Genomic DNA, 11,957 nt, shown 5'->3' on the forward strand with positions numbered 1-11,957 from the left:
GGCTGCCGAGTAAAGTCCCGACTGCCCTGGAGCTGGTGGTGTTGCTCGACAGGGACAGTCGGGACGGACACAGATTACGCCCCGGCGGGGGCGGCTGTCATCGGTTCGGAGTCCAGCTTGTAGCGGATCAGCCGCGAACTGTTGGCGACCACGGCCACCGACGAGGCGTTGTGCAGAATCGCCGCCAGCACCGGTGACAGCGCGCCGCTGGCGCCGATCAGCAGCCCGGCGGCATTGACCGCGATCGACATACCGTAGTTCTGCCGGATCACCTCCACGGCCCGGCCGCCCAGGTCGCGGACGTCCAGCAGGCGGCGCAGGTCGTCGTTGGCCAAGGCGACATCGGCGGTCTCCACGGCCACGTCGGTGCCCGCCAGCCCCATCGCGATGCCGATGTCGGCGGCGGCCAGCGCCGGAGCGTCGTTGACGCCGTCACCGACCATGCCGACCACGTAGCCCTCGTCCTGCAGGCCGCGCACCACCTGCAGCTTGTCTTCGGGGAGCACCTCGGCGCGCCATTCGGCGATGCCGAGTTCATCGGCCACTGCCGCCGCGGTCTCCGGATGGTCGCCGGTGAGCATCACGATGCGGCGAATACCCTTGGCGCGCAACTGGCCGAGCACCTCGTGGGCCTCCGGGCGCACCTCGTCGCGCAGGCTGATCAACCCGACCAGAGTGCCGTCGACCGCCAGCAGCAGCGGGGTTTCGGCCTGGGCGCGCAACTTGGTGACCCAGGCCGCCGCCTTCTTCGAGATGCGGACTTTCTCGGCGCGCAACAGGTTCGGGCTGCCCAATAGCAGGGTGCGCCCGTCGGCCCAGGTGCGGATGCCCAGTCCGACCAGAACTTCGCACTCCTCGTGCGGGGGGATGCTGATGTGGCGTTCCTCAGTGGAACGGATCACCGCCTCGGCCAGCGGGTGGCGCGAGTGCAATTCCGAACTGGCCGCGTAGGCGAGTACCTGTTCGGGTTGCCAATCCTTGTGAACTGCAACGATATTGGTCACCACCGGGCGCCCTACCGTGAGTGTTCCGGTCTTGTCGAACACGATGGCGTCGACCCGGCCGGCCTGCTCCAGGTGTGAGCCGCCCTTGATCAGGATGCCGCGCCGCGCGCCGTTGCCGATCGCCGCGCTGATGGACGTCGGCGTGGCCAGCCCAACCGCGCACGGGCAGGCGATCAACAGCATGGTCATCGCACGGCGGACATCACCGGTGACCAGCAGCGTGACCGCCGACAGGATGAAAGAGGCCGGCACGAAGCGGCGGGAGAAGTTCTCGCCGACGGTTTGAATCGGAGCGCGGTCCTGCTGCGCCTCCTCGACGCGGCTGATGATCCGGCCGATCACGGTATGGCTGCCCACCGCGGTGGCACGCACCACCAAGCGGCCGCGGACCACCACCGAACCGGCGTGCACCGCGTCCCCGGCGACCACGCTGGCCGGCAGGGTCTCGCCGGTGATCGCGGACTGGTCGACGATGGCCTCTCCGTCGACGACCTCGCCGTCGACCGGGATCGCCACGTGGTCATGAACGATCACCTCATCGCCGATCTGCACGGTGTCGATCGGCACCTGCACCTCGGTTCCCGCCATAGGGCCGTCGGCCAGCCGCACCCAGGCGGTGTCCTGGCTGCCGCGCAGTAGATCCGAGATGGCGCGCCGGGTCCGGCGCAGCGTGAGGTCCTGCAGGTACTCGCCGATGTTGAGCAGCCACAACACCGTCAGTGCCACCACGTTCTCGCGCAACACCAGGCTGGCGATGGTCGCGGCGGTCACCAGCGCGTCGGTGCCGGCCTTGCCGGAACGGATCGAGCGCAGCGCGCCGCGCAGGAACGGATAGCCCATGAAGACCGTCGCCCCGGTCGCGACGAGTTGGCCGCTCGGTCCCAGCAGCGGCGGCCGGGCGAATACGTAGCGGCGCACGCCCAGCAGTGTCAGTGCGGTTCCGCCGATCACCATGCGCAGCACATCGGTGTTGCGGATATCCGCCGAGCGCGGCGTGCGAGCCGGGATCAGCTCGGCGGCAACGGTGGCTGCGGACCGGATCGCCGCCAGGATCTCGTCGGTGTCACATCGTTTCGGGGAGTACCACACCACCACCGCGCCGGTGCGAGGGTAGGCGTGCACGGTGCGCACGCCGTGGACCCGGCCGGCCGTCTCCTCGACCGCCACCGCGCGCCGCGAGTCACTTCGGACCCAGGGGACCCGCACCCGCATCCGCCCGGCAGCGTCGGAGACGACGATCAGCTCAGCGCTATTGGGGGCGCTCACGTCGCCGGCGATCAGTGGTCGTGGTCGTGTGCGACGGCCACCGCCGGCGGGGTCGCCTCCTCGCCGATGCGTTCGCGCGCCTCGGCGACCACGTCGGCCACCTTCAGCCGCGCGGACTCGGCGACCTCCTCGGCTCGCCGGGTGCCGCGCAGGCTCCACTCGGTGGCGGTCACCGCCGCCTCGTGCAGCGGAGCCTTGTCCAGCGCCTTGCGCACCACTTCGTAGGCGCTCACTCCGACCAGCCCGGTGAACACCGTCGTTGCCGCTTTGGCCAGCAGCCCCTGCACCGCCATGAGTTATCCCCTCTAGTCATGCCTGGTTCTTGCCGGTAAGAGTATCAGCATATAAGCATCTATGCATGAATGCCAGGGCTGCTGGCGAATGGAGCCCGCGGCCGGATCAGTCCAGCGTTCGGGTTACCTTCTCGCTGTCGCGGCGGCGCTCTTGCGCGTCCGGATCCGGATTGCCGACTTGCACCAGTGACGCGCCGGCAGCGAAAACCGCCAGCATGTTGTCGACCAGTTCGCCCGGGGTGCCCCAGCCGTTGGCCGACCATACTCGGTCCGAGGACGTCAAACCTATTGCAGCCGCTGACTTTTCGCATACTGCGAGCACCTCGTCGACGGACGATCCGGCCAGCGCCGCACCGGGGGAGCGCTCGGGGTCGATCTGGTCGCCGTGCACCCGCACCGCCGTCGCGTAGTCGGTGACACCCACCGGCAGATCCGGGGTCGGCCGGCCGAACGGGTCCAGGGACAACACGACCACCTCGCCGCCGGAGGCGGCCACCGCGGCGTCGGCGTCGTCGAGCCGATCCGCGGTGCACAGGGCGATATCGGCGTCGCCATCCGATCCGAGCAGCACCTCGGCGCCGATCCACCACGCTCCGAACAGCACCGCCGCGGTCTGCCAGTGCGCCGGCAACAACGTCGCCACCCGACTGCCCGGCCCGGCGCCGAGTTCGTCGCGCAGCAGGTTGCCGGTCTTGGCGGCCCAGTTCGTCAGGGTCGCCGCGGACAACTCGATACGTTCGCCGGTGGCGTCGTCGTAGTAGGTGATCCGTGGTCCCACCGGGTCGGCGCGCATGATCGGATCAAGGATCGCCGAGCTGAGGTTGGTCACCTCGTCGACGTTAGTTCACGCACTGCGGGTCGTTGGAACCCGCGGTCAGAATCGGTGACGGAGCGGGGATTTCGGCCAACTCGCCGTCGTCGGCGCCGGAGAGCCCCGCTACCTCGGCGCGGTCCCCGGCACCCAGACCCGACCCCGGCCCGGTGTAGTCGCTTGACAGCACGACGCGCACCGCGCCGGCCGGCACCGACTCGACTGCCACCACCGGCAATCCGCCGAGATCCCTGGCCACCGCCTGCGCACCGGGGTCGTCGGTGGTGGCGGCCTGCACTTGGCTGGCGGGCACATGGCCGGCCTCGAGGTTGCCGACGGGCCCGGTTCCGAATCCCTTGGCGTTCAGCACACCTGAGACGGCCGCGGCCAAGCCGTTGATGTCGGTGTCGTTGTACACACTGGCGGTGGTGTGCTCGGGGTCGTATGCCAGTTGCTCGACCTTGCCCTCGTCCTGGTCATGCAGCAGTCCGGCCACCCACTGCGCCACCTGGTCGGGGTCGACGCGCACCACGCTCTGCATGCCGTCGTCGCTCCAGCCGGATTCCTCGAGCACCGGGATGGTGGCGAACGCGACCTTGCCGGCGGCCAGATCCTGCAGTTTGGTGATGAAGTCCATCACGTCCCAGCCCGCCGACAACACCACCGAGCGTTGCACCGCCGCCTGCAGCCGCGACACGGTGCCCGGGCTGGACAGCGTCTTGCCGGAGATCACCTGGTGGGCCAGCGACGCCATCACGGTCTGCTGGCGGCGCACCCGGTCCAGGTCGCCGTGCGGGAGCTCGTGGCGCTGCCGGACGAAGCTCAGTGCCTGCGCCCCGTCGAGTCGCTGCCAGCCGGCCGGGAAGTCCGCGCCGGAGAGTTCTTCGTACACCGGCTCTTTGAGACAGACGTTGACGCCGCCCAACGCGTCGGTGATCAGCGAGAAGCCGAGCAACCCGACCTCGGCGTAGTGGTCGACGGTCACACCGGTCAGATCGGCCACCGTCTTGATCAGGGCGTCGCGGCCCGCCTCGGTGCCGCGCGCCTGGGCCTGCACCGGGTCCATCCCGGTTTCGACCAGTGCATCGGCGGTCTCGAGCCTGGTGGCGCCGTAGACGCCGTTGATCTTGGTCTTGTCCAACCCCGGCGCCGCCACGTAGGAGTCGCGGGGGATCGAGATCGCGGTGGCCGACTTCCCGTTGTTGGGGATGCGGACCAAGATGATGCTGTCGGTGTTGGTGGCGTCGTCGTCCCCGACCCGCAGCGTCGCCAGCTCCTCGGGGGTCAGCGGGTTGCCGTGGGCGTCGGTGCGACTGTCCATGCCGACCAGCAGGATGTCGACCGCGCCGTCGGAGCCGCCTTGGCCCAGCGCCAGCGATGCGACGTGGAAGATGCCGTCCTCGAAGGACCGGACGCGGCTCCAGGCCACTCCGGTGCCGAGGACGACGGCGACGGCTGCCACGGTGGCGATCACACGAATCACACGTTGCGCAGGCATCACTTGAGGCTACTTGCGTCACGGCCGTATCGGCGGTAGCCGCGATCGGCGTGCCAGACTCACCGGCTATGACTTCGCGGATCGTGATCACCGGGGCCGGCGGCCAGGTCGGCACCTTTCTGGCGGCACGCGCCGCCGAGACAGCCCATGACGTACTGGCCCTGACCTCGGCGCAGTGCGACATCACCGACGCCGCCGCGGTGGGAGCCATCGACCTGCATTCCGGCGATGTGCTGGTCAACTGCGCGGCCTATACCGCCGTCGACGCCGCCGAGACCGACGCCGAGCATGCCCATGCCGTCAACGTGGCCGGACCGGGCCACCTGGCCGCCGCCTGCGGGCGGGCCGGTGCGCGACTGATCCACATCTCCACCGACTACGTCTTCGACGGCGACTTCGGCGGCGCCCCGCCGCGTCCCTACGAGCCGGGGGACGCCACCCGGCCGCTCAGCGTGTACGGCAACACCAAACTGGCCGGCGAGAACGCGGTGCTGGCCGCGTCACCGGACACCCTCGTGCTGCGCACCGCCTGGGTCTACACCGGCGCCGCCGGGGGCTCGGATTTCGTCGCGGCGATGCGGGAGCGGGCCGCCGGCGATTCCACGGTGGAGGTGGTCGACGACCAGATCGGCTCACCGACCTATGTCGGCGACCTGGTCGATGCGCTGCTGGCTCTGGTCGAGGCGTGGCCCGGTGCGCGGCTGCTGCACGGGGCCAATGGCGGTACGGCGAGCCGCTACGAGCAGGCTTGCGCGGTGTTCACCGCGCTCGGCGCAGACTCCGACCGGGTACGCCCGGTCAGCAGTGCCGCGCATCCCCGCCCCGCGGCCCGGCCGGCGTACTCGGCGTTGTCGGGGATCGAGTCGGCGCGGGCCGGCCTGACGCCACTGCGCCCATGGCGCGATGCGCTGGCCGCGGCACTGGCCAGATAGCCTCTACGCCGTGAGTGAGGCCCTGCCGGTGGTGACGGTGACGTATTCGCCGGGATGGCACCTGGACCGCTTCCTGGCGTCGCTGGCGCTGGCCACCGACCGCCCGGTGCAGGTGGTGATGGCCGACAACGGATCGACCGACGGTGCGCCGCAGGAAGCCGTGCAGCGTTATCCGAACGTGGAACTGCTGGTCACCGGGGCCAACCTGGGCTACGGCGGAGCCGTCAACCGGGGGGTGGCCGAACTTGCCGGAAAGAGCGAATTTCTGATCGTCGTCAACCCCGATGTGCAGTGGGGTCCGGGCAGCATCGACGCCCTGCTGGAAGCGGCCGCCCGGTGGCCGCAGGCGGCGACGCTGGGTCCACTGATCCGCGAGCCCGACGGCTCGGTGTATCCGTCGGCGCGCCACCTGCCCAGCCTGATCCGTGGCGGCATGCACGCCGTCGTCGGCCCGCTGTGGCGGGACAACCCGTGGTCGCGGGCCTACCGGCAGGAGCGCCTGGAGCCCAGCGAGCGCCCGGTGGGATGGCTTTCCGGGGCCTGCCTGCTGGTGCGCCGTGCGGCCTTCGATCAGGTCGGCGGCTTCGACGAGCGCTACTTCATGTACATGGAGGACGTCGATCTGGGGGACCGGCTCGGTAAGGCCGGCTGGCTCAACGTCTATGTTCCGTCTGCGGAAGTGCTGCACCAGAAGGGGCACGCCACCGGCAAGGACCCGGCGGCCAACCTGGCGGCGCACCACCGCAGCACCTACACCTACCTGGCCGACCGGCACCCCGGTCGGTGGCGAGCGCCACTGCGCGCGACCATGCGGGGGGCGCTGGCGGTGCGCTCGCGCCTGGCGGTGCGCGGTGCCCGCCGCAAGCTGACGAAGGGACGCCCGTGACACTCAGCCAGGTCGATGCCGTCGTACTCGTCGGCGGCAAAGGCACCCGACTGCGGCCGCTGACGCTCTCGGCACCCAAGCCGATGCTGCCCACCGCGGGTCTGCCGTTCCTCACCCACCTGCTGTCGCGGATCGCCGCCGCCGGTATCGAGCACGTCATCTTGAGCACCTCCTACAAGCCGGCGGTGTTCTCCGCGGAATTCGGCGACGGATCCGCGCTGGGCCTGCAGATCGACTACGTGACCGAGGACGAGCCACTGGGCACCGGCGGCGGTATCGCCAACGTCGCGCCCAAGCTGCGCCACGACACCGCGATGGTGTTCAACGGCGACGTGCTGTCCGGTGCGGACCTGGCCGAGCTGCACGACTATCACCGCGAGCAGGCCGCCGAGGCGACCCTGCATCTGGTGCGGGTCGGCGACCCGCGCGCGTTCGGCTGTGTGCCCACCGACGACGGCCGGGTCACCGCGTTCCTGGAGAAGACCGAGGATCCGCCGACCGATCAGATCAACGCAGGCTGTTACGTGCTGTCCCGGAACATCATCGAGGCCATCCCGCGGGGGCGGCCCGTCTCGGTGGAGCGCGAGGTGTTCCCGGCGCTGCTGTCGGACGGGGTCAAGGTCTGCGGCTACGTCGACGCCAGCTACTGGCGCGACATGGGCACCCCGGAGGATTTCGTGCGGGGCTCGGCGGATCTGGTGCGCGGCATCGCGCCGTCGCCGGCGTTGGGCGGCCGGCGCGGTGAGTCGCTGGTGCACGACGGCGCCGCGGTGGCGCCGGGCACGGTGCTGATCGGCGGCACGGTCGTCGGGCGCGGCGCTGAGATCGGCCCGGGCGCCCGACTCGACGGCGCGGTGATCTTCGACGGGGCGCGGGTCGAGGCGGGCTGCGTGATCGAACGATCGATCATCGGATTCGGCGCCCGGATCGGGCCGCGAGCTCTTATCCGCGACGGGGTGATCGGCGACGGCGCCGACATCGGGGCGCGCTGCGAGTTGCTGCGCGGGGCGCGGGTGTGGCCGGGGGTGTCGATCCCGGACTGCGGGATCCGGTACTCCAGCGACATCTGAGCCGTTCTCCGCTGGCTCTGCGCTCAGGGCGCACCCTTCTCGAACTTGTCCGCCATGGCCGCAGTGCCAACGGAAGCAGGAGGCTCACGCTCGGCCGGTTCAGCCGGCCGCGACCGCCCGGGCCACCAGATACCGCAGCGCGTCGTCGGCGTCGGGCGGCAGTGCATCCACCGGCCACCACCGCAGGTCTACCGACTCGTCGCTGATGCCGATCTGCGCGCCGGCCGGCGCGTGCGCCACGAACTGCAGGTCCAGATGCCGGGTCGGCACCCCCAGAGAGCACGTCACCGGATGCACGTGCACGGCCGCCAGTTGCGGATCGAGTCGCAGCCCGACGATGCCGGATTCCTCGGTGGCCTCCCGCAGTGCGGCGGCCAGAATGTCGGCGTCGCTGTCCTCGCAGTGCCCGCCGAGTTGCAGCCAGCGGCCGACCCGCGGGTGCAGTGTCAACAGCGCTCGCTGCCCGGTGTGGTCGAGTACCAGTGCCGAGGCCGTGATGTGGCCGGGAACGGATTCGCGGGCACACGCATCGGCGCGGGAGGCCAGAAACGCCAGCACCGCGTGGCGCAGCGCATCCTGCGCGGAATCCGGAGCCGCCCATGCCGCCAGCACCTCGACGGCGGAGGCGTGGGTGCTCACCGACGGACCAGCAGGTCGTCGACGGCGGCCGGCGGCCGAGGCTCGGGTGGCTCGGTGGAGTAGCCGATCGCGATGGCGCCCAACGGTTCCCAGTCAGCCGGCAGATCCAGCTCGGCGCGCACCAACTCAGGCGTGAAGATGGTGGAGCCGATCCAGCAACTTCCCACCCCGCGCACCGCCAGGGCCACCAGCAGTGCCTGCACGGCGGCGCCGGCCGCCACGGTGAACATGGTGTGCTCCGCGGCGGTGCGGGTGGCGTCGGGGTAGTGGTGGGCGCCGTCGGGCACCATGACCGGGATGACGACTTCGGGTGCGTCGTAGAGGATCCGCCCGCGCGACACCCGGGTCTCGACGGCCTCGGGAGACTTGCCGTCGTCGGTGAGGTCGGCACGCCACTGCTGCGCCATCGCATCGAGCAGGCGGGTGCGAACTCCCGGGTTCTGCAGCCAGACGAATCGCACCGGCCGGGTGTGGTGTGGCGCCGGAGCGGTCAGGGCTTCGGCGACGGCGTCGGTGACCAGATCCGCGGGCACCGGCTCGCCGTCGAACGTGCGCACCGAGCGGCGCAGCAGCTGGGCTTGGCGGCGTCCGGTCTCGATGGCCTCGGCGGTGCCCAGCCAGAACAGGTCGTCGGAACCGGAACGCACCAGCGCGGCCGCGGTGGAACCGTCGTCGGGGCTGGACAGGCCGCGCACCACCGCCACCGGAACATCGGTGAGTTTGCCTTTGACCAGGTCGGCAGCCGCGGCGAGTTCGTCGGCGACGGCCACCTCGGTGACGACCAGCTCGTTGCCGTGCCGGTCGACGGCGCCGGCGTAGCCGTTGAGGACGGTCAGGCCCGACGACCCGATCGCGACGTCGATCTGCCCGTTGCGCCAGGCTCTCCCCATCGTGTCGGTGATCAGCACGGCCACGCTGACACCGAGGCGCGCGGCCAGCCCGGCGCGCAGCGTGGCGGCACTGGCGTCGGGATCGACCGGCAGCAGCGCGAGTTCGTCGGAGCCCACGTTGGAGCCGTCCACGCCCGCGGCGGCCTGCACCAGGCCGAGCCGATTCTCGGTGATCCAGGTGCGGCCCTTGCGGGCCAGTACGCGCACCGCTTCGGCCTCGACCAGTTGGCGGCGCAACGCATCACGCGCTTCGGCGTCGTGCGGCGCCGGCACGATGCGGCCCTCACACTTGGACACCACCTTGCTGGTGACGACCACGATGTCGCCGTCGGCCAGCCACGGCGCGGCCTGCGCCAGCGCAGCTGCCAAGTCATCGCCCGGCCGGAATTCGTCCAGGCCGGTGACCGGCAGGATCTCGACCTTGGCGGCGCTGCCGTGTTCGGTCATGTCACGCCCGCGAGAACCAGTCCGGTGCGCACCATCTCGGCCGTCGCCGCCGGGTCGGTCATCAGCAGTGGAGCGCTGCGCACCGTCACGCCGGCCACGCTTCCGGGGGCGGTCTCCTCACCTTCGTGCACCAGCCAGTAGTCCAGGATCCCGGTTCCGCTTCGCGCCCCGTAGTGTTCGCCGACGGCCTGCGACGTGGAATCCACACCGATCACACTCAGGCAGGTGTCGGCCATGCCGCGCAACGGTTTTCCGTCGATGATCGGCGAGTAGCCGACGATCGGTGCCGCCGTGGACCGCAGTGCCGCCCGGATGCCTGGCACGGCCAGGATGGCGCCGATGCTGACCACCGGATTCGACGGGGCCAGCAGCACGATGTCTGCTTCGGCAATGGCCTCGACGGCTTGCGGTGTCGCGTTGGCCTTCTCGGTGCCGACGAACCCGAATCCGTGGGTGGGCACCTCGGCGCGATAGCGCACCCACCACTCCTGGAAGTGGATCGCGCGCTGAGAGTCGTCGTCCGGATCGGTGATGACGACGTGGGTTTCGCAGCTGTCGTCGGTGACGGGCAGCAGCCTCGCGCCCGGTTGCCAGCGCTCACACAGTGCCGCGGTCACCTCCGTCAGCGGATAGCCGGCGCGCAGCGCCTGGGTGCGGACCAGATGCGTGGCCAGGTCGCGGTCGCCGAGACCGAACCAATCCGGTTGCATGCCGTAGCGGGCCAGCTCCTCCATGGCATGCCAGGTTTCGTCGCGGTGACCCCAACCGCGCTCCGGGTCCACCCCGCCGCCCAGGGTGTACATGCAGGTGTCCAGGTCCGGGCAGATGCGCACCCCGTGCATCCAGGCGTCGTCACCGACGTTGACGACCGCGGTCAGCTCGTGGGTGGCACCGTTATCGGAGCCGTCGCCGAACTGGCCCAGACCCAGCAGTTTCTGGACGCCGAGCAGGAACCGGGCACCGCCGACCCCACCGACGAGAACCGTGACCTTCACAGCGCACGACAGTACCTTCGGAGTGAATGCGGCCGGTGTGGCGGACCGCCTTGGGTGGGCGCGCAACAGGCCCGGCAAGACACGCCGAGAGAGCAGTGTGGGCTAGATGACAAGGACTCGCCGGTCTCGGACACGTCCGAAATCGGTCACGGGATGGTAAGGAATTTGGCTATTCCGCTTGACCGGGCCACTCAACCCGTGTCTAATCACATCAGTGTCATTTCCCGGTTGGCCTGCCGATTCTGGTGTCGCAGACCGAGATTCGATCACATGTTCGAATTGAGATGGACAACATCACAATACGGACGCCAGATCAGTATCGCAGCAACAGGTGAGGAGGCGGGGCATGTCCTATGAGCACCTTTGGGGCGTAATGGGGGGGACACCGCACGCCCATACCGGAATGACCACTCCAGCAGAGGCCGAGCCGGCGCCCAGTCGGCCACACCTGAGTCTGGTACCCGAACCCGAGGGCTATGACGAATTCGAGCCGTTCGACCCTGCCTCGGCCACCAATGAGCAATGGCAGGACCGCGCCTTGTGCGCGCAGACCGACCCCGAGGCGTTCTTCCCGGAGAAGGGCGGCTCCACTCGTGAGGCCAAGAAGATCTGCCAGCGGTGCTCGGTGCGCACCGAGTGCCTGGAATACGCGCTCGGGCACGACGAGCGTTTCGGCATCTGGGGTGGTCTGTCCGAGCGTGAGCGCCGGCGCCTCAAGCGCGGCATCATCTGAACGCCGCCGCTGTTGCGGCTATTGGCGCCGCTCAGTCCTCGATCGTCGGGTCGATGACGCCGGGTTCAACGTCCAGGTAGATGGCGACCTGAGCCACCAGAATTTCGTGCAATAAATCCGCGAGTTCCACGCTGTCGTTTGCGCGTTGCTCGATCGGCTTGCGGAACAATAAGATTCGCGCTCGCGTCGGGTTGCCGCGGACATCGACTCCGGCCGGAATCAAACGAGCAAGGGGAATCGGCCCGTCGGCGACCACTTCCGGGGGCCACTGCACGCTGTCAGGATCCTTGGCGGCGATCCGCGGAATCTCATCGACCGCAACGTCGAGCGTCGACAGGCGTTGTTTCCAGCGTTGCTCGATGGGTTCGTAGGCCTCCAGCACCGCCATGTCGAACCGTTCGGCACGGGTTCGCCAACCCGGCACGGTCGGAGGCAACAGCGGGCCGCGGGGTTCGCGGCCGCGCCGAAGGCGGCGGGTGGCGCTCACGGAAGA

The 11,957-nt window shown here is 69.8% G+C and carries 12 protein-coding genes; 4 read left to right on the forward strand and 8 right to left on the reverse strand.

The window, feature by feature from the left end; genetic code table 11:
- Nucleotides 1-74: 74 nt before the first annotated feature.
- The 4 genes from ctpC to ACZYY4_RS05915 form a co-directional block, all read right to left on the reverse strand.
- On the reverse strand, nucleotides 75-2,216 hold the full coding sequence (gene ctpC / locus ACZYY4_RS05900; RefSeq protein WP_463808971.1) for a manganese-exporting P-type ATPase CtpC: 2,142 nt from the start codon (nucleotides 2,214-2,216) through the stop codon (nucleotides 75-77).
- Nucleotides 2,217-2,281: 65 nt separating this feature from the next.
- Entirely contained in the window at nucleotides 2,282-2,563 is a 282-nt protein-coding gene (locus ACZYY4_RS05905; protein WP_463808629.1) for a DUF1490 family protein, read from the reverse strand.
- Nucleotides 2,564-2,669: 106 nt separating this feature from the next.
- Complete coding sequence (locus tag ACZYY4_RS05910; protein WP_463808631.1) at nucleotides 2,670-3,392, reverse strand: TIGR03089 family protein; 723 nt, start codon at nucleotides 3,390-3,392, stop codon at nucleotides 2,670-2,672.
- A 10-nt stretch (nucleotides 3,393-3,402) separates the two neighbouring features.
- Complete coding sequence (locus ACZYY4_RS05915) at nucleotides 3,403-4,872, reverse strand: LCP family protein (protein ID WP_463808632.1); 1,470 nt, start codon at nucleotides 4,870-4,872, stop codon at nucleotides 3,403-3,405.
- A gap of 68 nt (nucleotides 4,873-4,940) precedes the next feature.
- On the opposite strand from ACZYY4_RS05915, the gene rfbD reads away from it, so the two are divergent.
- Genes rfbD through manB form a run of 3 tightly spaced genes read left to right on the forward strand, consistent with a single transcriptional unit; the run spans nucleotide 4,941 to nucleotide 7,760 of the window.
- Nucleotides 4,941-5,804 carry a dTDP-4-dehydrorhamnose reductase gene (gene rfbD / locus ACZYY4_RS05920; protein WP_463808634.1) on the forward strand — a complete coding sequence of 288 codons (864 nt, stop codon included), beginning with the start codon at nucleotides 4,941-4,943 and terminating at the stop codon, nucleotides 5,802-5,804.
- 28 nt (nucleotides 5,805-5,832) lie between these two features.
- The gene (locus tag ACZYY4_RS05925; RefSeq protein ID WP_463808972.1) at nucleotides 5,833-6,690 is read left to right on the forward strand and encodes a glycosyltransferase family 2 protein; all 858 of its coding nucleotides are present in this window, start codon (nucleotides 5,833-5,835) and stop codon (nucleotides 6,688-6,690) included.
- Complete coding sequence (gene manB / locus ACZYY4_RS05930; protein WP_463808635.1) at nucleotides 6,687-7,760, forward strand: mannose-1-phosphate guanylyltransferase; 1,074 nt, start codon at nucleotides 6,687-6,689, stop codon at nucleotides 7,758-7,760. Before ACZYY4_RS05925 ends, manB begins: the two co-directional genes overlap by 4 nt.
- Nucleotides 7,761-7,859: 99 nt before the next feature.
- Here the strand turns inward: manB and ACZYY4_RS05935 are convergent, their stop codons facing one another.
- From ACZYY4_RS05935 to cofD, 3 genes are read right to left on the reverse strand one after another with little or no spacing between them, the layout of a single operon-like run.
- Nucleotides 7,860-8,399: an NUDIX hydrolase gene (locus ACZYY4_RS05935; protein ID WP_463808637.1), complete on the reverse strand. Its 540-nt coding sequence runs from the start codon at nucleotides 8,397-8,399 to the stop codon at nucleotides 7,860-7,862.
- A complete protein-coding gene (locus tag ACZYY4_RS05940) occupies nucleotides 8,396-9,736 on the reverse strand; it encodes a coenzyme F420-0:L-glutamate ligase (protein ID WP_463808638.1) in 1,341 nt (446 codons plus the stop codon). Before ACZYY4_RS05940 ends, ACZYY4_RS05935 begins: the two co-directional genes overlap by 4 nt.
- Entirely contained in the window at nucleotides 9,733-10,731 is a 999-nt protein-coding gene (gene cofD, locus ACZYY4_RS05945; RefSeq protein ID WP_463808639.1) for a 2-phospho-L-lactate transferase, read from the reverse strand. The genes ACZYY4_RS05940 and cofD overlap by 4 nt, the downstream gene beginning before the upstream one ends.
- Nucleotides 10,732-11,104: 373 nt before the next feature.
- Here cofD and ACZYY4_RS05950 point away from each other — a divergent pair, with 373 nt between their 5' ends.
- Nucleotides 11,105-11,464 carry a WhiB family transcriptional regulator gene (locus ACZYY4_RS05950; protein WP_463808973.1) on the forward strand — a complete coding sequence of 120 codons (360 nt, stop codon included), beginning with the start codon at nucleotides 11,105-11,107 and terminating at the stop codon, nucleotides 11,462-11,464.
- Nucleotides 11,465-11,495: 31 nt separating this feature from the next.
- On the opposite strand, the gene ACZYY4_RS05955 is transcribed toward ACZYY4_RS05950, so the two are convergent.
- Complete coding sequence (locus ACZYY4_RS05955) at nucleotides 11,496-11,951, reverse strand: metallopeptidase family protein (RefSeq protein ID WP_463808641.1); 456 nt, start codon at nucleotides 11,949-11,951, stop codon at nucleotides 11,496-11,498.
- Between the last annotated feature and the right edge of the window lie 6 nt (nucleotides 11,952-11,957).

The organism is Mycobacterium sp. IDUB_21, from assembly GCF_055419425.1.